Here is a 20,085-nt window from a genome sequence, read left to right as displayed (position 1 = left end):
TTCAAGCTGCTGACGGGGTGCCTAAGCTCGGCCTCGAAAGGGCAACCCATGCATCCCCGTTTCAAGGCGGCAGCCATCCATGCCGCACCGGTCTTCCTCGACGCCACGGCGACCACCGACAAGGCGGTCTCGCTCATCCACGAAGCGGCCAGGGCCGGCGCGGCCCTCATCGCCTTCCCGGAAACTTTCATCCCGGCCTTTCCAGTCTGGGCCGCCCTGGCGGCACCGATCGACAACCACGACCTGTTCGCCCGCATGGCCGACCAGTCGGTCCTTATCGACGGGCCGGAAGTCGCCTGCATCCGCGAGGCCGCGAAGGCGGCGGGGGTCATCGTCTCCATCGGCCTCAGCGAGCGTTCGCCCGTGAGTGTCGGCTGCCTGTGGAACAGCAACCTGCTGATCGGCGAGGGCGGCGACATCCTCAACCACCACCGCAAGCTCGTACCGACCTTCTATGAGAAGCTGGTCTGGGCGGCGGGGGACGGCGCCGGGCTGCGGGTGGTCGAGACCGCGATTGGGCGCATTGGCCAACTCATCTGCGGCGAGAACACCAACCCGCTCGCCCGCTACAGCCTGATGGCGCAGGGCGAGCAGTTCCACATCTCGTCCTGGCCGCCAGTCTGGCCGACACGGCGCCCAGCGAGCGGGAGCAATTACGACAACCTCGCCGCCAACCGCCTCCGGGCGGGCGCCCATTGCTTCGAGGCCAAGGTCTTCGGCCTCGTCACCGCAAGCGTGCTCGACCGGGCGGCGTTCGATACCATCGCTGCCTGCGATCCCCGGGCCGCCGAAGTGCTGGAAGGGACCCCGCGCGCGGCCTCGTTCTTCCTCGATCCCACCGGGACCCAGATCGGCGAGGCGCTGCAGGAGGAGGGAATCCTCTACGCCGAGATCGACCTTGCGGCCTGCATCGAGCCGAAGCAGTTCCACGATGTGGTCGGCTACTACAACCGCTTCGACGTGTTCGACCTCGCGGTGAACCGCCGCCGCCTCGCCCCCGCGACTTTTCGCGATCCCGGCTCGGCCCCGTCGCCCGCAGGTGTTTCCGCGCCCGTCCCCGGCGACGGCGCGTGACTTGCTGAGCTTTGCCCCGACCCCTGCCTGAGCGGAGATGTGCCATGCTGTTCGACCGTCGCAAGCTGCTCCTCGGGGGCGCCGCCGGACTGATGCTGCCGGGTTTGGCCCGGGCGCAGGCGCCCGCCACGATCGGCACCTTCCCGGAGGGCGTCGGCGCCGAGTCCGTCTTCCTCGGCCTCACCATGCCCCTGACCGGAGTCTTCTCCGGTGACGGCAGCGATCTCAAGCTCGGCTACGAACTTGCCATCGCACAGATCAATGCGGGCGGCGAGATCCCGGCCGCCTGGGGCCTCAAGGGCAAGGGCGTCCTCGGGCGCCAGATCCGCTACAAGGTCGCCGATACGGAGGGGAAGCCCAACGTCGCGGTGCAGGCGGCGACGCAGTTCATCCAGCGGGACAAGGCGATTCAGTTCTCGGGCTCGGTCAGCAGCTCGGAAGCCATCGCCCTCGAAGAGCTCGCCAGCCGCGACAAGGTCCTCTACATGGTCGGCATCGCCGGCTCGAACGACGTCACCGGCAAGAACTGCCAGCGCTACGGCTTCCGCTCGCAGCAGAACGCCTACATGGCCGCCAAGGCGCTGGCCCCGGTGGTCGCCAAGGCGCTGGGCCCCAAGCGCAAGATGGCCTTTCTGGTGCCGGACTACACCTACGGCCAGACGGTCTACGAATCCTTCGCCAAGTTCGCCAAGGAGGCCGGCTGGACGCAGGTTCTGAAGGAAACCGTGCCGCTGGGCACCGCCGATTACAGCTCGGCACTCCTTAACATCGCCAATAGCGGCGCCGACGTTTTCGTGAACATCTGCTTCGGCGCGGATGCGGTCGCCTCGACAAAGCAGGCCGAGCAGTTCGGTGTCCTGTCGAGCATGAAGCTCGTCGTGCCGAACCTGTCCTCCTTCCAGGACAAGGAACTGGGCGCCGAGTTGATGCAGGGCGTCTACGGTTCCTGCGATTTCTGGTGGACGCTGGAGGACCGCTATCCGCTGGCCAAGACGTTCGTGGCGAGCTTCCTGGAGAAGAACAAGTATCACCCGCGCTGGGGCGCCCACATCGCCTACATGCAGACTTACCTTTGGGCGCTCACGGCGGAACGGGTTGGCGGGTTCAACCCGGTCGATATGATAAAGGCGATGGAGGCCTCGAAGAGCCAGCCCTACAACTCGACCATCGGCAAGGTTTATTACCGCGCCGAGGACCATCAGATGGTCCGGCCGATACCGATCCTGAAGGGCAAGACGCCCGGCGCGATGAAGGGGCCGGAGGATTTTTACGAGATCGTGGACGTGGTCGAGGGCGAGAGCGTGATGAACCCGCCCGACCTGTTCGGTTGCAAGCTCGGCCCCTACACCTGAGGGACCGGTCATGCCCAGCACGGCGGTTCTCCTCTCCCAGGCCTTCAACGGCCTCGCCCTCGGAAGCCTTCTGGCCCTCGTGTCCAGCGGGCTCACCATCATCCTCGGGACGCTCGGTGTCCTGAACTTCGCCCACGGCGCGCTGTTCGCCGTGGGGGCCTACACCGCCTTCGTGATGATGTCGGCGACGCATTCCTTCCTGCTCGCCCTGCTCGGCGGTTGCGCCATCATGCTGATCCTCGGCTTCGCCATGGAGCGGCTGGTGATCCGCCACTTCTACGCGAGGCCCGACGAGGACCAAATCCTCGTCACCTACGGCATCGGCATCGTCCTCGTGGAGGCGTTGCGCGCGTGGTTCGGCGGGAACAGCCAGCGGGTGCCGGTGCCCTCCTGGGGCGTCGGGGCGACCAAGCTCTGCTTCCTCATCTACCCGACCTACCGGCTCCAGCTCATCGGCATCGTCGCGGCCCTCCTCGTCGGGCTCTACCTCGTCCTCTACCGGACGGCGATCGGCCTCGTGGTGCGGGCGGGGATCGAGAATGCCGGCATGGTCGGCATTCTCGGCATCGATGTACGCCGCACCTTCCTCCTCGTCTTCGCCATCGGCATCGTCGCGGTGGGGCTCGCCGGGATGCTCTACGCCCCCGTCGTCTCGGTGACGCCCGACATGGGCGCCAGTTTCATGGTGCAATCCTTCGTGGTCATCGTGCTGGGCGGGCTGGGCTCGTTCCCCGGCGCGGTGGTGGGCGGGCTGATCGCGGGTGAGGTGATCAGCCTGACGAGCGCCTTCAGCTCCGCCTACTCGGAGGTGATGCTCTACGGCCTGATGGCCCTCGTCCTGGTGGCGCGCCCGCAAGGGCTGTTTGGCACGGAGGGCCGCGTGTGATGCCCCCTGCCCTTCGCCGCATCCTCCCCGAACTGGCCCTCGCTGCCTTCCTGGTCCTCGCCCCCGTCCTGCTGCCGCCGCTGGGCTTCTCGCACGATCTGCTGTCACGGGCGCTCAACTGGGCGCTGTTCGGCCTTGGGCTCGACATCCTCTTCGGTCTCGCGGGCCTCCTCTCCTTCGGGCAGGCGGCCTTCTACGGGACGGGCGGTTTCGTCGCCGCCACCGTCCTTGTCTCCGGCACGGTGGGGAGCGTCTGGCTCGCCCTCCTGGCCGGGACGCTGGCGGCGGGCCTGTTCGGCCTCCTCGTCGGCTGGCTCGCCGTGCGGCGCATCGGCATCTACTTCGCCATGATCACCCTGGCCTTCGGCCAGATGGCCTATTTCATCGAGAATTCCCCGCTCTCCGATTGGACTGGCGGCGAGAACGGCATCGCCGGGGTGCCCCTTCCGACGATTGGCTTCGGGGCGAACGCGGTGCGGATCACCGCCGGGCTGCCGATGTACGCGCTGTTGGCGGCCACCTTCCTCGTCGGCTTCGTCCTGGCCCGCCGCATCGCGAAATCCCCTGTGGGGCTGATCCTGCGGGCGGTAAAGGAGAACACCGCCCGCGTGGCGATGCTCGGCCACGACGTCCCGGCCTACAAGCTCGCCGCCTTCACCATCGCCTCCCTCTATGCCGGGCTCGCCGGGGCGATGCTCGGGCCGTTCCAGAGCTACATGCCGCCGGACGCCTTCGCCCTGGAGACTTCGGGGCAGCTCGTGGTGCAGACCATCGTCGGCGGGGTCGGCACCCTGGTCGGGCCGCTCGTCGGCGCGGCCCTCTGGCTTTGGCTGCGCGACAACCTGCAACTCATCCCCGGCCTCGGACCCCTGTGGAAGCTCGTCCTAGGGCTCGCCTTCATTGGCCTCGTGATCGGCCTGCGCCGGGGCATCTGCGGGGAGATCGTACATCTCTGGAACCGCCGCCAAGAGGCCCGGCGCCTCCGCGCGCAGCTCGCCCGGACGGAGGCTATCGAGGCGGCCGGCGGGGCACCGGCCCGTGCCATCCCGGCCGAGATCGCCCTGCCGATGCCGCGCCCGGCGGTGGACGGACGCAGCGCGCACGGGGAGATCGCCCTGGAGGCGCGCGGGCTCGCCAGGCACTACGGCGGCCTGAAAGCGGTGGACGGCGTGAGCTTCACCGTGCGCCGGGGGGCGATCCATGCGGTGATCGGGCCGAACGGTGCGGGCAAGAGCACCCTGTTCAAGATGCTCTCCGACGAGGTGAGCCCGAGCTCGGGCGAGGTGCTGCTGTTCGGAGAGCGGCTGACCGGGGGCGGGGTGAGCCGGGCGGCCCGGCGAGGCGTCGCCAAGAGCAACCAGCTCAACCAGCTCTTCCTGAATCTGACGGTGCGGGAAAACTTGCGGGTGGCGGCGCTGTCACGGGCGCGGGGCGGCTTCCGCCTGGATCTCCTCGCCCCCGCCGATGGCCGCCCCCAGGTGGAGGCGCAGGTCGCGACCCTGATGGACCTTCTCGATCTCGGCGAGCGGGCCGAAACCCCGGCAAGCGTCCTGGCCTATGGCGAGAAGCGAAGACTGGAGATCGGCATGGCGCTCGCCACCAGCCCGAACGTCCTGCTCCTCGACGAACCCCTGGCCGGAATGAGCCTGTCGGAGCGGGCGGCGACCTGCGCCCTGATCCGGCGCATCGCGAAGGCTTGCACGGTCGTCGTGGTGGAGCACGACCTCGACGCGATCTTCGACCTCGCCGAGTGGATCACCGTGCTGTGCGAGGGCCGCCTCCTCGCCGACGGCCCAACCGATTCAGTGCGCCGGGACGTAGCCGTCCAGCGCGCCTATCTAGGTGCCGGCCCGGCGGAAGCCGGTGCCACCCTGGGGAGCGCCGCATGAGCCTGCTCGAAGTCGAGGGCATCGACACCCTCTACGGCGATTCTCACGTCCTGTTCGGCGTCTCCCTGCGAGTGGAGGAGAACGAGGTCGTGGCCCTGCTCGGCCGCAATGGCGCGGGCAAGACCACGACGCTGCGCACCCTCATGGGCGTGCTCAGCCCCAGGAAGGGCACGATTCGCCTCGACGGCCAGCCGATCCACGGACTCACGCCCTCGAAGATCGCCCGCGTTGGCATGCAACTCGTGCCGGAGGAGCGGGCGGTGTTCGGTGGCCTGACCGTGGAGGAAAACCTTCGCGTCGCGCGCCTGACCGCTCCCAAGGCGTGGCCCCTCAACCGGATCTGGGAAATTTTCCCCCGGCTTAAGGAGCGACGCACCTCGCGGGGGCGCACCCTCTCGGGGGGCGAGCAGCAGATGCTCTCGATCGCCCGTGCCCTGGTCCGCGACCCGCGAATCCTCCTCCTCGACGAGCCTTTCGAGGGGCTGGCGCCGCTGATCGTTCAGGATCTGGTCGTGCTGACGAAGCGTCTGGCCGCGGAAGGGCGCACAATCGTCGTGGTCGAGCAGAACGTCGCAGCGGTCCTGAGCTTCGCGGACCGGGTCTACGGCTTCAACAACGGCCACGTCGTCTACGAGGGGCAGGCCTCCGCTCTCCGGACGGATCCCGCTCCGATGCGGGACTTCATGGGCTTGGCGCCGTGAGCGAGACCACGGACACCGTCTCAGGGCCGCTGCTTACATCAAGAGGTCACCACCTTGAATTGGTCAACCTGAGAGATGTTTGATCGCGTAGTTTGATGTCGGTTCTTGGTGCATTTTACCTGAAAGAAGACCGGCGGCAGTCCATGTATCCAAAACGTTCGGACACGCGATGCGTTGCGGCAGATGCTGGCCGATTGCGTCCTGTCCGCTTCGAGCTTCGGGTTATCATTAAGCGGACGTCCGGCGCGGCTCAGCTGAAGGCTTCGAAATGACCCTGACCGGTCAACGGCTCAAACGAATATGCATAATTGCGGAACGTGACGCAGCGGAGCTTCGGATGACAGGTTGAATGGCTAGCCAAGCTCAGGCTCGCTACGCCCCAAGTCATTCTTGCGGTTCGCAACGGTTGGCTGAAGCAGGCAACGCCATTCAGGCGCGAGCGCGCACAGGGGCCGGACGCTCCGAGGGCTTGAGGCGAGCGCGCCAGACAGACCGCTCGACGAGATCTCCGATCACGGTCGCCAAGACTTCGGCAACGGCCTCGCTGCCGCGTGCATTCAGTGTTCGTTGGGAGATCACGACCGAGAGCCGCCAGGACGGGGTTGGATCGACGATGGGTATGGCAACCATCTCGCCGCGTTCGATCTCCGAAGCCAAGGCGAAATGCGGCATGACGGCCGCAAAGGCCTGAGCGCGCACGAGCTCCGCGATCGCGGGCAGGCTCTCGCAGTCCGTTGCTGTCGGTGTGACATCGTGGCGGGCCGCGAGCTGTTCGATCACGGTGCGCAGCACATTTGGTCGGCCCGGGAGTACAACCGGGAGCGCTTGGTTAAAGACCTGCCGGAACGAAATCTCGCGGCGCGCGGCGAGCGGATGAGCCGCCGGCACGATGAACATCAGCTCTTCAACCATCATCTCGGTCCAGGCCACATGCTCGAACGCCTTGTGGTCGTAGAGCAGGGCGACGTCGAGGCGCCCCGACTGGATCCACTCGTCGAGCGTGCCGCTCATCGCTTCGACGATGTGCAGGCTGATGTTTGGCAAAGCCTCGGAGATCGCCCGGTACAGCGGCAGCGACAGGCCCCGGCAGGCCGAGGTTGGCAACCCGACCGAGATGCGCCCGCTCGGGCTCGTCGCCTGAGAGCGCACGACCTCCTTCGCATGCTCGACCTCCTGCAGGATGCGTCGCGCATGGTCGTAGAATTTCAATCCGAGTTCGGTCGGCGTCACCCCGCGCGCGTGGCGGAACAGCAGCTCGACGCCCAGCTCGTCTTCGAGGTTGCGCAGCTGCTGACTGAGGGAAGGCTGGGCGATTCGCAGCACCTCGGCGGCGCGCGACACGTTCCCGCTCTCGGCGATCTGTGCGAAGTAGCGAAGCTGGCGGAGATCCATGGCGATCCAAGTGAAGACTCGCCTCAAGGATCCGCGAAGACGCACCGCGATGTCAAACTGCTCTAACGCCGAGCAATCTGCGCAAGCTATGTGCACCGCATCATAATAATACTCATTGATACAAGCGGTTAACTGCGATGCAGCAAAATCTCGGTCGCCTATGATCTATACTGATAGGTTTTGCCAATAGCTCATATTGGAAATTGGTCTTTGATGTCGTCTGTATTCGTTGCGTAGCTTCGAGCCGGCTGAACGAGCATCGGGCAGCAACCGGCGCCGCCATCAGGAAATCGGAGACCATCCCATGGATGCGCACAAGTATTTGCGCGGCCTCTTCCTGGCTGCGCCCTTGGCTTTAGCGGTTCCCGGCACCGCACTGGCGCAGCAGGAGCCCTGCATCGGCAACTCCGCGGCGATCACGGGGCCGGCGGCGTTCGGCGGGCAGGCGATCAAGATGGGAGCCGAGATCGCCATCGACGAGATCAACGCAAAGGGCGGCGTGCTCGGCAAGCCGCTGCGCTTCGTCCAGTACGACGATGCCGGCGCGCCGCCGCGCGGTGTCGACAATACCCGGCGCATCGCGCTGGCCGACAAGTGCGTGGTCATCCTGGGCGGATACCACTCCACCGTTTCCGTGGCGCAAGTAGAGCCGGTGCACGCCATCGGGATCCCTTTCGTTGGCGTACTCGCCGCAAACACGCAAGCGATCGAGAACGGACGCAACCCGAACTACATGTTCCGGGTCTCGGCCAAGGACAAATGGGTCGCACGGTTCCTGGTCGAGCAGGCCGCCAAGGCCTCGAAGACCGGCAAGATCGCATTCTTCTACGAGAACACAGGCTGGGGTAACGGTGCCGTTCCGGACGTCAAGGCAGCGATTGCCAAGGCCGGCAAGGAGCTGATCGCTACCGAAACCTTCAACTGGAACGACCAGGACATGACCGCCCAGGCGATCCGGGCTCGGGATTCCGGTGCCGACGTGGCGTTGTTCTGGGCTCTCGACCGCGAAGGCAACCAGCTCGTCCGTTCGATGGACAAGGTCGGCTACAAGCCCACGATCATCGGTGCCTGGGGCATCGCCGGCAATCTCGGAGAACTCGCCGGCCCGCTCGCCAACGGCGTCGAGGTCGTGCAGACCTACAGCTTCATGGGCGACCTCGACCCGAAGGGCCAGGCGCTCTGGCAGAAGATCCAAGCCAAGTACGGCCTGAAGGACCCGTCGCAGATCAAGATGGGCTCTGGCATCGCCAACGCCGACGACGCCGTCCACATCGTAGCGCAGGCGATCGAGAAGGCCGGTGCCTACGACTGGAAGAAGGTCCGCGAGGCGCTCTACCAGGTCAAGTACGACGGCCTTGTCGCCAAGTACGACCCGGCCTTCGACGCCTCCGACCCCGAGCGCCAGGATGCGATCCTGCCGAGCTACTACAAGCTGACCGTCTGGTCCGACGGCAAGCTCCTGCCGATCGCTCAGACCCCATACGGCAAGACGAACTGAAGGCGCGCGCGCCTCTCGCTCCTTCCCCAGCGGGAGGGGCCGGGGCGGTTCGTCCGGATCCCCCCTCACCGGGCCGGACCGCCCCAACTCCGCTGAACGACCCGTCCGCCTCGCATCGGGAGCCTCCGCGGCAGCCATGACGACCGCCCTGCAATACATCCTCTCGGGCCTCGCGATCGGAGGCATCTATGCCCTGGTCGCGCTCGGCTTCCACATCATGTGGTCGGCCGCAAAGGCTGTGAACTTCGCCCACGGCGACACCCTGATGATCGGCGCCGTGCTCGCAGTGATGGGCGTCGATGCCGGCCTGCCGCTGCCGCTCGCCTGCCTGCTGGCAATCCTGGGCGGGGCCCTGTTCGGCGTCGTGCTGGAGCGTTTCGCGGTGCGGCCCTTCATCGGCGCGAACGCCTCGATCGGCTGGATGCTGACCACGATCGCGGTCGGCATCATGGCGGAGTCGCTGGCCACCATGCAGTTCGGCGGCTTCTCCCGCCCGCTGCCCTCGCCCGGGGTCGCCAGGGCGATCTCGATCTTCGGTGCGGGCGTCTATCCGCAGGAACTGGTCATCCCGGCAGTCGCAGTGCTGGCGATGATTGCGCTCCACGTGATGCAGCGACACACCCTCGTCGGGCGCGCGATGCAGGCGGTGGCCCACAGCCGGCAGGCGGCGGCCCTGATGGGCATCAACGTCGATCGGATCGTGATGTTCTCCTTCGGTCTCGCCGCCCTGTTAGGTGCGGGCGCGGGCGTGCTCGTCGCGCCCGTCATCCAGGCCTCGGCCAGCATGGGAGTCCTGCTCGGGCTCAAGGGCTTCGCGGTCGCGATCATCGGCGGCATCACCAGCGGACCCGGCGTCGTGCTGGCCGGCCTCGCCTTCGGCATCATGGAGAAGTTCGTCGAGGGCTACATCTCGACTGCGGCCCGCGAGATCGTCGGCTTCAGCGCGATGATCCTCGTGCTCCTCGCCTTCCCTCAGGGCCTGTTCGGCCGCCGGGAGATCTTCAAGGTATGAAGACCCTCCACATCCTTGGCTTCGCGCTGCTCGCGGCCATCCTCGTCGCCGTCCCGCTCACCTCCGGCAACGAGTACGAACTGCGCCTTTTCATGCTTTTCCTGATCTACGGCGTGATCGCGGTCGGCCTGAACGTCCTCGTCGGCCTCACCGGCCTCGTCTCTCTGGGCCAGGCGGGTCTGTTCGCGCTCGGCGCCTATACCGGCGCGATCCTGGCGATCCGGTTCGGCCTCGACCTCCTCCTCGCGAGCGTCGGCGCCGCTCTTGTCGCCGGCCTCTTCGGCGCGGCTCTCGCCTATCCGAGCGTGCGGGTGCGGGGCGTCTATCTCGCGGTGGTGACGATCGCCTTCGGCCTCATCGTCGAGAACGTCGCCATCGAGTGGCAGAGCCTCACCGGCGGGACCACGGGGCTCACGGGCATCCCGGGGCCGAACCTTCTCGGGTATCCGATCTCCGGCTACGCCTTCTACGCAGTGCTCGCGGTCACGCTCTTCCTCGCCACGCTGGCCACGCACAACCTGAAGCACTCGGGCTACGGCCGCGCCATGCTGGCGGTCGCCCAGAGCGAGACGGCCGCCCGCAGCCTCGGCATCGGCGCAACTGGGATCCGCACGCTTGCCTTCGCGGTCGCGGCGGTCACGGCGGGGATCGCCGGCAGCTTCTACGCCTTCCTCAACGCCTACATCTCGCCCGACATCTTCACCTTCTCCGATTCCGTCCGCTTCCTGCTGATGGTGATCCTGGGGGGAGCGGCCTCGACCTTCGGGCCAGTGCTCGGGGCCTTCATCCTCACCTACCTGCCGGAGGTGCTGCAGCGCTTCGCCGAGTGGCAGAAGTTCGCCTATGGCGCCCTGCTCCTCGCGGTGATGTTCGGCCTGCCGGGCGGCATCCTCGGCACGCTGGGCCAGCTCTACGCCCGCCTGCGCCCCGGCCCCCGCGGCGTCGATCCGGCCGAGGGGGTCCCCGCCGCCGAGACCCTGGCGGGCCGCGAGCCCGCGAGCCTCGAGACCGCCGGCCTCACCGTTCGCTTCGGCGGCCTCACGGCGCTGAGCGCCGCGAGCATCCGAGTCGCCCCGGGCGAGATCCACGCCCTGATCGGTCCGAACGGGGCCGGCAAGTCGACCTTCGTCAACACGATCTCCGGCTTCTACCGGCCGAGCGAGGGAGGCGTGCACCTCGACGGCACCGATCTCACCGGCAGCAAGGTCCACGGCATCGCTCGCCTCGGTCTCGCCCGCACGTTCCAGAATACCGAGCTCTTCGGGCAGATGACGGTGCTGGAGAACGTCATGGTGGGCGGCTTCAGCCATCTCGGCTATCGCCTGCCCGGCGCGATCCTGCGCACGCCCGGCTTCCACCGCGAGGAGGCCGCCTGCCGCGCGGCCGCGATCGGCCTGCTCGACTTCGTGGGCTTGAGAGAGGCGGCCAACGAGCAGGCGCGCTTCCTGCCCTTCGGCCACCAGCGCCGCCTGGAGATCGCCCGGGCTCTCGCCACGCGGCCACGCCTGCTGCTCCTCGACGAACCCGCCGCCGGCCTGACCACCCAGGAGATCGACGAACTGGAAGGCATGATCCGGAAGATCGCGGGCCTCGGCGTCTCGGTGCTCCTCATCGAGCATCACGTCGACCTCATCATGGCGGTCGCCGACACCGTGACGGTACTCGACTACGGACAGATCATTGCGAGCGACCGCCCGGAGGCGGTGCAGTCTGATCCGCGGGTGATCGAAGCCTATTTCGGCGGTCCGTCCGCCATCCTCGACGAGGAGGCCGCCTGATGGTCGATGAGCCCCTTCTCTTGGTCGAGAATCTGGAAGTCCGCTACGGCGCGGCAACAGCCCTCCGTGGCGCGAGCCTGACCGTACGGCGCGGCCAGCTGGTCGCCGTGATCGGCAACAACGGAGCCGGGAAGACCTCGCTCATGCGCGGCCTCACCGGGCTCGTACGCCCGAGCGGAGGTCGCGTCCTGTTCAAGGGCGAGGAGGTCACGCGGCTACCCGCCCATGCCAAGGTCGTGCGCGGTCTCGCCATGGTTCCCGAGGGACGATTGATCTTCCCGGACCAGACCGTCGAGGACAACCTGATCCTCGGTGCCTACACCCACGGCGGCCTCAAGACCGCGCAGGCGAAGCAGACGCTCGAGAGAGCCTTGGCCCTCTTTCCACGACTGCGCGAGCGATTGCGTCAGCCCGCCGGCAGCATGTCGGGCGGCGAGCAGCAGATGCTCGCCATCGCCCGGGGTCTGATGGCCGAGCCCGAGCTTCTCGTCATCGACGAACTCTCCCTCGGCCTCGCGCCGCGGGCCGTCGAACAACTGATCGGCGTCCTGCGCGACCTCAACCGCCAGGGCCTCACCATTCTTCTCGTCGAGCAACTCGCATCCTACGCGCTCGCCATCGCCGACCACGCCTACGTGGTGGCGCAGGGGCGCGTGGTGCGGGACGGCCCGAGCGGGCTTCTCGCCCGCGATCCCGAGGTCATGGAGACCTTTCTCGGCAAGAAGAAAGCCGCCTGAGAGCGGCATCTCCAGAAACCCAATCCGACGCGGCATCCACCGATTCCGCGAATGATCCCCCACGACTTGTAAGGACCCGCCATGCCCCAGCGCGTCGTCGATCTGAGCCTCCTGATTGAAGACAACATGCCGGCCCACAAGCTTTTCCAGCGGCCGGTGCTCACCACCCATCTCAGCCACGAGAGCTCGGCAGCCCTCGGACTCGGCGTCCCCGGCGACGCGATGACCTTCCAGACCAACTTCATCGCGATGCTCGATCACGTCGGCACCCACGTGGACGCGTTCCTGCACGTGAACCCGAACGGACAGCCTGTCGACGAGATGCCGCTGGAGATGTTCATGGGCAAGGCCGTCTGCTTCGACCTGCGCCATATCCCCGACCTCGGCGACATCACTGTCGCCGACATGGAGGCGGCGGAGGGCAAGAGCGGCGTGAAGGTCGATGGTCACATCGTCCTGCTCTGCACCGGCTTCCACGCCCGCAACTATCCGCGCGTCGATTCGGTGTGGAAGAACCCCCTGCTCACAGCCGAAGCGACGAAGTGGCTGTACGAGCGCGGTTCGAAGATGCAGGGCGTCGAAGGTCCCTCGACCGACAAGCCGAGCGACAACATCTTCGCCCAGCACCGCCTCTGCCGCGACCTCGGCATGAGCCATTGGGAGTGGCTGGTGAACCTGGAGGAGCTTCTGGGTAAGGGCGAGGTGCAGTTCTTCGGCGTCCCCCTGAAGTTCAAGGGCGGCTCCGGCTCGCCGGTCCGTGCCTTCGCCATCGTCAACGACTGACGCGCCTGCGGCGCCCTGCGGGGCGCCGCACCTGGAATGCGGAGAGCGGAGCGATGACGAACGACCTCGACTTCATGACCGCGCTTGAGCTGAGGCGCCTGATCGCGACCCGCGCGGTGTCGCCGGTGGAACTCACGGAGCGGGCCCTCACGCGGGCAGAGGCCAGCCAAGGCACGCTGAACGCCTTCTGCCACCTGATGCCGGAAGAGGCCCGTGCCGCGGCCAAGCGCGCCGAAGAGGCGGTGATGCGCGGCGCCCCGCTCGGGCTCCTCCACGGCCTGCCAGTCTCGGTGAAGGACCTGATCGCCGTCGCGAACGCACCGTACGCCTCTGGCTCGCGTGCCATGGCGGGGAACATCGCCGCGGCCGACGCTCCTTCAGCCGAAAGACTGCGCGCGGCAGGCGCGATCATCGTCGGCAAGACCACGACGAGCGAATTCGGAGCCAAGCCCGTGGGCGACTCGCCGCTCACCGGCATAACCCGGCATCCCTGGGACCTGACGAAGACGCCGGGTGGATCGAGCGCCGGGGCGGCCGCATCGGTGGCGGCCGGAATCACGCCGATCGCGCTAGGCACCGACGGTGGCGGCTCCCTGCGCATCCCAGCCGCGCTCACCGGCCTCGTCGGGCTCAAGGCGCAGTTCGGACGCGTGCCGGTCTGGCCGACCTCTGCAACGCCAACCCTGGCCCATGTCGGCTCTCTCGCACGCAACGTGGCCGATGCCGCCCTGCTGACGAGTGCGGTTGCCGGCCACGACCCGCGCGATCCGTTCGCGGTGGCCGGGCCCGTGCCCGACCTGCTGGGCGCGGCGAAGGCTTCCGTGGCCGGTCTACGGGTCGCCTGGAGTGCGACCCTCGGCTACGCGCGGCCAAACCCCGAAGTCGCCGCCATCGCGGGTGCCGCGGCGATGGCGCTGGCGGACCAGGGCGCGGTCGTGGATGAGGTCGAAGCCGTCTTCGAGTCCGACCCGGCAGATCTTTGGACCGCCGAGTTCTACGCCGGCATCGGCACACGGCTGCGCGGTGTCCTCAAATCCCGCCGCGATCTCCTGGACCCGGCAGTGGCTGACGTGCTCGACGCCGCACTCGCACAGGAGATGCGCAGTTATTACGAAACCGTATTCGCGCGCTATGCGCTGCGAGATCGAATGGTCAGCTTTTTCGCCAACTACGATGTCCTGCTGTCGCCAACACTGCCTATCTCGTCCTTGAAAGCAGGGCGGAACATCCCAGACGAACTCGAAGATCGCAGCCTCGTCTCCTGGGCCTTCTACACTTATCCCTTCAACCTCACAGGCCAGCCCGCAGCATCAGTTTGCGCGGGGATTGCCTCGGATGGAATGCCCGTCGGCATCCAGATTGTGGGTCCCAGCCTCGGCGAGTTCGACGTGGTGCGGGCGGCTGCGGCGATCGAGCGAACGCAGCCGCAGGAATATAATCTTAGGCCGTTTACAAGACAGTAAAGAGGGGCTCCGGTGGGAATGTCCGGAGGAAAGCTCCGGCGACGGCGAAATTGTTTTGAGCGGCGTTGCTGTTGCTCCTTCGGATAGGGAGAAATTAATTCCGTCCGGGACGGATCTCAATTCAGCTCAAACCGAAAATCCAGTCGTGGCGCAAGTGGGATCCATGATTTGGTTCGTGTCAATGTCCGCTATGAAGATGCCGGCAATGGCCGAAGAATGGCCGAGATGGGCGCCAAGCCGAATACCCGCTTCTAGGTGCATAGCTAATGCCAGGAATCTGGTGCGCGTTAGTCGCGAGCTGGACTCAACCCGGCGAGCAGGGGAGCGTGGGCCACAAGCCTGCGGAACTGGAATTCGGTGAACAGCCGCACGCGCTTCGTCTTCCGCGCTTCGCCCTGGGTGAGGAGCCAGAGCGTCCCGTACATGTGCAGGTCGGTCCCCGGCACCCTGACCAGGAGCGGGTCGGCATCCCCGACGAAACACGGCAGCGTTGTGATCCCGAGCCCTTGCCGGACCGCCGCGAGCTGGGACCCGGCATCCGTGACCCTGAACGGCACCTCGGCGGTGCGAACCTCGCCCTCGCCGGCCCAGTCCGGGACCCCGTGGGCGCTGATGACGATCCAGCGGATGGGATCGGGCGCGCCTGCACGCTGCGCGGCGATGCAGTCGCGGGAGACATAGACGCCCCCGAACAGGTCGGGCCCCTTCAAGCCGTGGAGATTGAGCGGCAGGCTCTTGCGGTCGTATACTACCCGGATCGCGACGTCGGCTTCCCGGTTCGTCAGGTTCGCCAGTTCGCCGGACGACGAGATGTCCATCTCGATGTCCGGATGCAGCCGCGCGAATTCGGCGAGGTCGGGCATGAGGAGGTGGGTCGAGAGGAACGGCGCGAGCGTCACCCGCAGGAGCCCGCGCACGCCCTTGTCCCGTCCGAAGACGCGGCCCTCCAGCAGGTGCGAGGTCGCCTCCATCCGGTCCGCGAGTTCGAGGACCTCCTCGCCCGCGCCCGTGATGCGGTAGCCTGACGGCAGCTTCTCGAACATCTGAACGCCGAGGCGGTCCTCAAGCTGGCCGACACGCCGGAGCACGGTCGCGTGGTTCACGCCGAGGCGTTGGGCGGCCGCCCGCACCGAGCCGGCGCGCGCGACGGCCAGGAAATAGCGGACATCGTCCCAGTCTATCATGGTGCGTCCTGTCACCGGGGGCAGTCCGTATCGAGCTCGTGTGCCGACGGCCCGAACGGCAACGCATCTGCATCTCTGGATGGGGGCATTGAGGTGGCTATGGGCCTGCCGGTTCTAGCCGGCGCCACCAATCTCCGCCACCCGGTTGCCGCGCCAGGTGGATCGATTTCGCACCACCCTTGTGCGCACCTTCGTACTCAACATCCGGCGGCGACGGATGCATCTCGGGGCTCTCGGGGACACCCCCGGACGTCAGGAACGGAGCACCGAAGTGGCAGTCATGAAGAGGCTCGAAGGCAAGGTCGCGGTCATCACCGGCGGAAACAGCGGGATCGGATTGGCCACGGCCAAGCGCTTCGTCGAGGAGGGCGCCCACGTCGTGATCACCGGGCGTCGGGAGAAGGAGTTGCAGGAGGCGGCAGCCTCGATCCGGGACAACGTCACGACGGTCGTGGGCGACGTCACCCGGCTGGAGGACCTGGACCGGCTCTACGCGCTCGTGAAGGAGAAGCACGGCCACATCGACGTGCTTTTCGCGAATGCCGGCTGGGGTGAGCTCGCGCCGCTCGCGGCGGCCACCGAGGCCCACTTCGACAAGACCTTCGACCTCAACGCGAAGGGGACGTTCTTCACCGTGCAGAAGGCCCTTCCCCTGTTTAGGGATGGGGGCTCGATCATCCTGACCTCCTCGGTCGCGAACGTCCGGGGAGACATGGCCTTCACGGCCTACGCCGCCGCCAAGGCGGCCGTGCGCTGCTTCGCCCGCGGCTGGACGGTGGAGCTGAAGGATCGAAGGATCCGCGTGAATTCCATGAGCCCCGGCCCCATCGAGACTTCGGCCTTGGAGAAGGTGGGCCTCACTGCCGAGCAGGTCGAGCAGGCGGTCGCCAGCTTCGCCGCGCAGGTCCCGCTCGGCCGCAGGGGCAAGCCTGAGGAGGTCGCGGCCGCCGTCCTGTTCCTCGCCTCGGACGAAAGCTCCTTCGTCACCGGCGTGGATCTCGCCGTCGACGGCGGCATGGCTCAGGTCTGACCTGACACCGTGGCCGTAGGGCAAGCCTCGTGAGGCTTGCCCCAACATCGTGCGCACCGCGGAGCGGCGTCCCGACGCCGCACGCTCGTCGCATGATCGACCCTGAAGGAGATCCCGATGTACGACCAAGCCACGCAATCCGAACTGGTAAGGTTCGCACGAGTCGACGCGGGTGCCACGGTCATCGACGTCTACCCGGGAGGCGGTGACTGGACCCGTATCCTCTCGGACGTCGTCGGACCCGAAGGCCGGGTCTACAGCTTCGTGCCGGCCGAGGTCGCGCACTTCAAGAACGACCCTATCGGCCTCATGCAGACGCTGGCAAAGGAGCCGGGCCGGGAAAACGTCGACGCTGTTTCCGCGGACCTCGTCGCGTTGGCGGAGGTCACGCAGCCCGCGGACGTCCTGTGGCTCCACCTGTTCTACCACGATCTCCACACCGCGCTGATCCAGGGCAAGGGCGCGACGGCGGCCGCCTTCAACCGGGCCGTCCATGACCTTCTGAGGCCCGGCGGGCGCTATGTCGTCATCGACCACGCCGCCGCCGCCGGGTCGGGCACGAGCGACACCCAATCCCTCCACCGGATCGATCCCGCGTTGGTCCGAGAGGAGGTCGAGGCGGCCGGCTTCGTGCTGGATGCCGTGAGCACCTTGCTTGCGAACGAGGAGGACCCGCACTCGATCAAGGTGTTCGATCCGTCGATCAAGGGTCGAACGGATCGTTTCGCCTACCGATTCATGAAGGCGTAAGAGGCTTGGCCGGCCTGCCTCCCCATATCCCATAATGCCTAATTGGACTGGAACACGAGCGTACTTCTCAGGTTTATTTCGGGGCTCCCAGGCGTGTCCGCTTCCGGGCAGGTCCGCAAACCTACCGAATGACCAACTTGGGCGCAAAGCCGAACGTCGGCTTGCGGGCGGCACCTCGATGGCGGCTGACCATAGATTGCTCACCTCGCTAGCGGGACCAAGCGTAAGATGCGAAACGCTAGGGGAAAGCATGGGGCCTATAATGAGTCTGAAATCCCTTAGGAGGTCCCATCTCACCATGTGCTACGCGGACTTATTTTCTCCGGCGGTCCGGAATTTCAGCCCCTAATTCGAATCCCGGGCCGCTGCCTATTTGGCCATTTCTCCAACTCCTGGATTTCAGGCGCGGCGGGCGGTTTATGCGGGCCCGCTGCCAAAACCGAATTGGCTTGCTCATTGGACGAGGCTGCCCGTGCGGCATGCCGCCAAATTCAGGAATTTCGCAGAGCACCTTTCCGATTGCGAGCGCGCGATTTCGACGGCTCGCGCATTTGCGCACTTGCAGGAACGCAACCGAAGCGCAAATGTGAGCGCATGTCGTTCGAGTTCGCCTATCGGTTCAAGCAGGACGCCCCGCGCTCGAGATTTCAGGATCTCGATGACGTGGTGCTGCGGACAGCCGTGGCCGGCGATCACGGCGTGACCATCCCGGCCGGCACGCTTGGCACGATCCTCAGCGTCCACGGCGAGGGCGAGAGCTACGCCGTCGAGTTCGATGAGCCTGACGGCGCCGTGGCGACGGTACTCCCGCACCAGATCGAGCTAGCGAAGCCCGGCACACGGTGAGCGGCGGGACTGTCCCGGTCCTCTGGTCTATCCAGGGGCCGAAGATCGCCGAATTTCTCCTCAACCCAAACCATCGCAAGGGCGCATCGCGCTGGAAATACCTGTCGGCTTTCGGCTTCACCCGTGAGGACGAAAGAGCCCTCGCTGATGCGCTGGTCCAGCACGCGATGAACAATTTGCCCGGCGTCATCCAACCGCAGTCGGAGGGACCGAACCGCGTCGAATTCCGCGGTACGGTGCGAGCGCCGGATGGCCGCGACATGCCGCTGCGCACGGTATGGGAGGTCGGCGAGAAGGACGGTGAGCGCACCATGCGGTTCCTCACCGCCATCCCGCTGACCCGCTGACAGGACGACGCTGAGAGGCCGATAACGGATTAAAGGCTCGGCCTCGCCCCGATCTGCTCACGGGGCGGGGATTTACACCGGCGAGAGGACTCTGTCCCGGCGGAAACGTAGTGGTTGGAGCAGAGGAAAAAGATGATCAATCTGCAAGCTGGCGATAAGGTCAAATTCCGCGACAGACGACATGCCCTGGAACAGGGGATTGACGAAGATGCCGTCGGCGTAGTTCTGCGAACCTACGATCCTCCGGCATGCCGCTATCGTGTTGACGTCCGGTTCCCTAACGAGGAACGGTTCGTCGGCTGGCACCAAGCTAAGTTCGCGCTGGCCGACCGGGCTTGTTGACCACAGTACGAGAACCCCCGGGCGGTGGCTTGTCGAGCCCTCGCCGGGATTCGACCCACGACGACATCGATGACGGCGTTCTTGCGCACCGGGATCGGGTGAAGCAGAAGGGTGGCCTTCTGCCAACCTGAGGTCTACAATGAGTGAATCTGAAGGTATCCAGCAAAATCACTACACGCTGTCGAACGACCTCGGCACGGTCGAGGTGAATCCGCACCAAGTCAGATACATCCGCTCTGGACCGGATCTTAGCTCCACCATGATCTACTTCGGCCCCGGTGATATGGTGATCGTTGCTGTGCCCTTTGAGCAAGTTAGCGCCGATCTGCGGCATGTGCTCGGAAAGCCTGTGAAGCCCAGCGAAAACGCTTAGAGGACGAAAAGCCCCGCGCGGCGCCGCCGGCGGGGCTGAGTGAATCTCTGGGAGGAATACCAAGCCATCGCAAGCGGCGGGCCAGGGCGCGCTGTGGCGGTACGAGCATCGCGCCCTTGGCCTCGCCGCGCTAAGCCACCAGCGAGCAGGATCAGTGCGGCATGACGTGGTACTGGGCGGGCATCATCGCGGGAGCTGTCATGCCGTTCCTGATGATGCCGAGCACGATCATGGCTGCCGTCCGAGATCGTGGCATCGGTATCGGGATCGCTGCATGGTCCGGCATGCTCTGGATCACGGTGCCGCTGATGCTGCTGATCATGTGGATTGTGCATCTCGTCGTCGCGTAGGGGTCAGGCACGAAAAAACCGCCGCGGCCGGAGCCGGGCGGTTCAAGGTGGTTCGTGCCGAGGACCAAAAGGCCGGACTACGCACCGGTGGGGGCGGCGGTTCCGGTCAGCCGGGCGGCGGTCGCTGCCAGTCAGCGACCCAGCCGCTGACGAACAGCCCTATGACGAGGCTTATGCTGCCCGGCTGGCCGCAGAGGTCGACCGGATCCGCGCCGAGATACGCCTGGGCGTGAAGGCCCCGGCCGGGAAGCTCGCGGCCGTCGGCGTGGCCGGCCATGCTATTGCTCGGACCGCTCGG

Annotated in this window: 21 protein-coding genes; 18 read left to right on the top strand and 3 right to left on the bottom strand. The window is 66.4% G+C overall.

Annotated elements, in window-relative coordinates; translation table 11 throughout:
• Positions 1 to 48 precede the first annotated feature (48 nt).
• The 5 genes from ACLBYG_RS19425 to ACLBYG_RS19405 are packed head-to-tail and all read left to right on the top strand — an operon-like array spanning position 49 to position 5,902.
• Positions 49 to 1,074 carry a carbon-nitrogen hydrolase family protein gene (locus ACLBYG_RS19425; RefSeq protein WP_447682497.1) on the top strand — a complete coding sequence of 342 codons (1,026 nt, stop codon included), beginning with the start codon at positions 49 to 51 and terminating at the stop codon, positions 1,072 to 1,074.
• A 44-nt stretch (positions 1,075 to 1,118) separates the two neighbouring features.
• A complete protein-coding gene (locus tag ACLBYG_RS19420) occupies positions 1,119 to 2,426 on the top strand; it encodes a substrate-binding protein (protein WP_447682496.1) in 1,308 nt (435 codons plus the stop codon).
• A gap of 10 nt (positions 2,427 to 2,436) precedes the next feature.
• Positions 2,437 to 3,312 carry a branched-chain amino acid ABC transporter permease gene (locus ACLBYG_RS19415; protein WP_447682495.1) on the top strand — a complete coding sequence of 292 codons (876 nt, stop codon included), beginning with the start codon at positions 2,437 to 2,439 and terminating at the stop codon, positions 3,310 to 3,312.
• Positions 3,312 to 5,201, top strand: a complete 1,890-nt coding sequence (locus ACLBYG_RS19410; protein ID WP_447682494.1) for a branched-chain amino acid ABC transporter ATP-binding protein/permease — start codon at positions 3,312 to 3,314, stop codon at positions 5,199 to 5,201. Before ACLBYG_RS19415 ends, ACLBYG_RS19410 begins: the two co-directional genes overlap by 1 nt.
• Positions 5,198 to 5,902, top strand: coding sequence for an ABC transporter ATP-binding protein (locus tag ACLBYG_RS19405; protein ID WP_447682493.1), 705 nt, complete (start codon positions 5,198 to 5,200; stop codon positions 5,900 to 5,902). The genes ACLBYG_RS19410 and ACLBYG_RS19405 overlap by 4 nt, the downstream gene beginning before the upstream one ends.
• A 429-nt stretch (positions 5,903 to 6,331) precedes the next feature.
• Here the strand turns inward: ACLBYG_RS19405 and ACLBYG_RS19400 are convergent, their stop codons facing one another.
• Positions 6,332 to 7,294: a LysR family transcriptional regulator gene (locus tag ACLBYG_RS19400; RefSeq protein WP_447682492.1), complete on the bottom strand. Its 963-nt coding sequence runs from the start codon at positions 7,292 to 7,294 to the stop codon at positions 6,332 to 6,334.
• Between the two features lie 304 nt (positions 7,295 to 7,598).
• Here ACLBYG_RS19400 and ACLBYG_RS19395 point away from each other — a divergent pair, with 304 nt between their 5' ends.
• The 6 genes from ACLBYG_RS19395 (at position 7,599) to ACLBYG_RS19370 (ending at position 14,565) form a co-directional block, all read left to right on the top strand.
• Complete coding sequence (locus ACLBYG_RS19395) at positions 7,599 to 8,792, top strand: ABC transporter substrate-binding protein (RefSeq protein WP_447682491.1); 1,194 nt, start codon at positions 7,599 to 7,601, stop codon at positions 8,790 to 8,792.
• Positions 8,793 to 8,928: 136 nt separating this feature from the next.
• The gene (locus ACLBYG_RS19390; protein WP_447682490.1) at positions 8,929 to 9,804 is read left to right on the top strand and encodes a branched-chain amino acid ABC transporter permease; all 876 of its coding nucleotides are present in this window, start codon (positions 8,929 to 8,931) and stop codon (positions 9,802 to 9,804) included.
• A complete protein-coding gene (locus ACLBYG_RS19385) occupies positions 9,801 to 11,582 on the top strand; it encodes a branched-chain amino acid ABC transporter ATP-binding protein/permease (RefSeq protein WP_447682489.1) in 1,782 nt (593 codons plus the stop codon). The genes ACLBYG_RS19390 and ACLBYG_RS19385 overlap by 4 nt, the downstream gene beginning before the upstream one ends.
• Positions 11,582 to 12,319 carry an ABC transporter ATP-binding protein gene (locus tag ACLBYG_RS19380; RefSeq protein ID WP_447682488.1) on the top strand — a complete coding sequence of 246 codons (738 nt, stop codon included), beginning with the start codon at positions 11,582 to 11,584 and terminating at the stop codon, positions 12,317 to 12,319. Before ACLBYG_RS19385 ends, ACLBYG_RS19380 begins: the two co-directional genes overlap by 1 nt.
• Before the next feature lie 81 nt (positions 12,320 to 12,400).
• Positions 12,401 to 13,102 carry a cyclase family protein gene (locus ACLBYG_RS19375; RefSeq protein ID WP_447682487.1) on the top strand — a complete coding sequence of 234 codons (702 nt, stop codon included), beginning with the start codon at positions 12,401 to 12,403 and terminating at the stop codon, positions 13,100 to 13,102.
• A gap of 53 nt (positions 13,103 to 13,155) precedes the next feature.
• The gene (locus ACLBYG_RS19370) at positions 13,156 to 14,565 is read left to right on the top strand and encodes an amidase family protein (RefSeq protein ID WP_447682486.1); all 1,410 of its coding nucleotides are present in this window, start codon (positions 13,156 to 13,158) and stop codon (positions 14,563 to 14,565) included.
• A 287-nt stretch (positions 14,566 to 14,852) separates the two neighbouring features.
• Here the strand turns inward: ACLBYG_RS19370 and ACLBYG_RS19365 are convergent, their stop codons facing one another.
• The gene (locus ACLBYG_RS19365) at positions 14,853 to 15,749 is read right to left on the bottom strand and encodes a LysR family transcriptional regulator (protein WP_447682485.1); all 897 of its coding nucleotides are present in this window, start codon (positions 15,747 to 15,749) and stop codon (positions 14,853 to 14,855) included.
• Between the two features lie 280 nt (positions 15,750 to 16,029).
• Here ACLBYG_RS19365 and ACLBYG_RS19360 point away from each other — a divergent pair, with 280 nt between their 5' ends.
• The 7 genes from ACLBYG_RS19360 (at position 16,030) to ACLBYG_RS19330 (ending at position 19,787) form a co-directional block, all read left to right on the top strand.
• On the top strand, positions 16,030 to 16,779 hold the full coding sequence (locus ACLBYG_RS19360) for an SDR family NAD(P)-dependent oxidoreductase (RefSeq protein WP_447682484.1): 750 nt from the start codon (positions 16,030 to 16,032) through the stop codon (positions 16,777 to 16,779).
• Positions 16,780 to 16,896: 117 nt separating this feature from the next.
• Complete coding sequence (locus ACLBYG_RS19355; RefSeq protein ID WP_447682483.1) at positions 16,897 to 17,529, top strand: class I SAM-dependent methyltransferase; 633 nt, start codon at positions 16,897 to 16,899, stop codon at positions 17,527 to 17,529.
• 594 nt (positions 17,530 to 18,123) lie between these two features.
• Positions 18,124 to 18,375 carry a DUF4926 domain-containing protein gene (locus ACLBYG_RS19350; protein WP_447682482.1) on the top strand — a complete coding sequence of 84 codons (252 nt, stop codon included), beginning with the start codon at positions 18,124 to 18,126 and terminating at the stop codon, positions 18,373 to 18,375.
• Entirely contained in the window at positions 18,372 to 18,722 is a 351-nt protein-coding gene (locus tag ACLBYG_RS19345) for a DUF6883 domain-containing protein (protein ID WP_447682481.1), read from the top strand. The genes ACLBYG_RS19350 and ACLBYG_RS19345 overlap by 4 nt, the downstream gene beginning before the upstream one ends.
• A 132-nt stretch (positions 18,723 to 18,854) precedes the next feature.
• Positions 18,855 to 19,064, top strand: a complete 210-nt coding sequence (locus ACLBYG_RS19340; protein WP_447682480.1) for a hypothetical protein — start codon at positions 18,855 to 18,857, stop codon at positions 19,062 to 19,064.
• 139 nt (positions 19,065 to 19,203) lie between these two features.
• Complete coding sequence (locus tag ACLBYG_RS19335; RefSeq protein WP_447682479.1) at positions 19,204 to 19,437, top strand: hypothetical protein; 234 nt, start codon at positions 19,204 to 19,206, stop codon at positions 19,435 to 19,437.
• Between the two features lie 161 nt (positions 19,438 to 19,598).
• Positions 19,599 to 19,787 (top strand): hypothetical protein, encoded by a 189-nt coding sequence (locus ACLBYG_RS19330; RefSeq protein WP_447682478.1) that lies wholly within the window; start codon positions 19,599 to 19,601, stop codon positions 19,785 to 19,787.
• A 106-nt stretch (positions 19,788 to 19,893) separates the two neighbouring features.
• On the opposite strand, the gene ACLBYG_RS19325 is transcribed toward ACLBYG_RS19330, so the two are convergent.
• Positions 19,894 to 20,064, bottom strand: coding sequence for a hypothetical protein (locus tag ACLBYG_RS19325; RefSeq protein WP_447682477.1), 171 nt, complete (start codon positions 20,062 to 20,064; stop codon positions 19,894 to 19,896).
• Positions 20,065 to 20,085 lie beyond the last annotated feature (21 nt).

It is taken from the genome of Methylobacterium sp. D53M, from assembly GCF_053345625.1.
The sequence above is the reverse complement of the archived record's forward strand: the minus strand, read 5'-3'. Positions and strand labels throughout refer to the sequence as shown.

Excerpts from the sequence above, each read along its gene's own strand:
- ACLBYG_RS19425 (WP_447682497.1), top strand. The coding sequence starts at position 49 with ATGCATCCCCGTTTCAAGGCGGCAGCCATCCATGCCGCACCGGTCTTC.
- ACLBYG_RS19420 (WP_447682496.1), top strand. The coding sequence starts at position 1,119 with ATGCTGTTCGACCGTCGCAAGCTGCTCCTCGGGGGCGCCGCCGGACTG.
- ACLBYG_RS19415 (WP_447682495.1), top strand. The coding sequence starts at position 2,437 with ATGCCCAGCACGGCGGTTCTCCTCTCCCAGGCCTTCAACGGCCTCGCC.
- ACLBYG_RS19410 (WP_447682494.1), top strand. The coding sequence starts at position 3,312 with ATGCCCCCTGCCCTTCGCCGCATCCTCCCCGAACTGGCCCTCGCTGCC.
- ACLBYG_RS19405 (WP_447682493.1), top strand. The coding sequence starts at position 5,198 with ATGAGCCTGCTCGAAGTCGAGGGCATCGACACCCTCTACGGCGATTCT.
- ACLBYG_RS19400 (WP_447682492.1), bottom strand. The coding sequence starts at position 7,294 with ATGGATCTCCGCCAGCTTCGCTACTTCGCACAGATCGCCGAGAGCGGG.
- ACLBYG_RS19395 (WP_447682491.1), top strand. The coding sequence starts at position 7,599 with ATGGATGCGCACAAGTATTTGCGCGGCCTCTTCCTGGCTGCGCCCTTG.
- ACLBYG_RS19390 (WP_447682490.1), top strand. The coding sequence starts at position 8,929 with ATGACGACCGCCCTGCAATACATCCTCTCGGGCCTCGCGATCGGAGGC.
- ACLBYG_RS19385 (WP_447682489.1), top strand. The coding sequence starts at position 9,801 with ATGAAGACCCTCCACATCCTTGGCTTCGCGCTGCTCGCGGCCATCCTC.
- ACLBYG_RS19380 (WP_447682488.1), top strand. The coding sequence starts at position 11,582 with ATGGTCGATGAGCCCCTTCTCTTGGTCGAGAATCTGGAAGTCCGCTAC.
- ACLBYG_RS19375 (WP_447682487.1), top strand. The coding sequence starts at position 12,401 with ATGCCCCAGCGCGTCGTCGATCTGAGCCTCCTGATTGAAGACAACATG.
- ACLBYG_RS19370 (WP_447682486.1), top strand. The coding sequence starts at position 13,156 with ATGACGAACGACCTCGACTTCATGACCGCGCTTGAGCTGAGGCGCCTG.
- ACLBYG_RS19365 (WP_447682485.1), bottom strand. The coding sequence starts at position 15,749 with ATGATAGACTGGGACGATGTCCGCTATTTCCTGGCCGTCGCGCGCGCC.
- ACLBYG_RS19360 (WP_447682484.1), top strand. The coding sequence starts at position 16,030 with ATGAAGAGGCTCGAAGGCAAGGTCGCGGTCATCACCGGCGGAAACAGC.
- ACLBYG_RS19355 (WP_447682483.1), top strand. The coding sequence starts at position 16,897 with ATGTACGACCAAGCCACGCAATCCGAACTGGTAAGGTTCGCACGAGTC.
- ACLBYG_RS19350 (WP_447682482.1), top strand. The coding sequence starts at position 18,124 with ATGTCGTTCGAGTTCGCCTATCGGTTCAAGCAGGACGCCCCGCGCTCG.
- ACLBYG_RS19340 (WP_447682480.1), top strand. The coding sequence starts at position 18,855 with ATGATCAATCTGCAAGCTGGCGATAAGGTCAAATTCCGCGACAGACGA.
- ACLBYG_RS19335 (WP_447682479.1), top strand. The coding sequence starts at position 19,204 with ATGAGTGAATCTGAAGGTATCCAGCAAAATCACTACACGCTGTCGAAC.
- ACLBYG_RS19330 (WP_447682478.1), top strand. The coding sequence starts at position 19,599 with ATGACGTGGTACTGGGCGGGCATCATCGCGGGAGCTGTCATGCCGTTC.
- ACLBYG_RS19325 (WP_447682477.1), bottom strand. The coding sequence starts at position 20,064 with ATGGCCGGCCACGCCGACGGCCGCGAGCTTCCCGGCCGGGGCCTTCAC.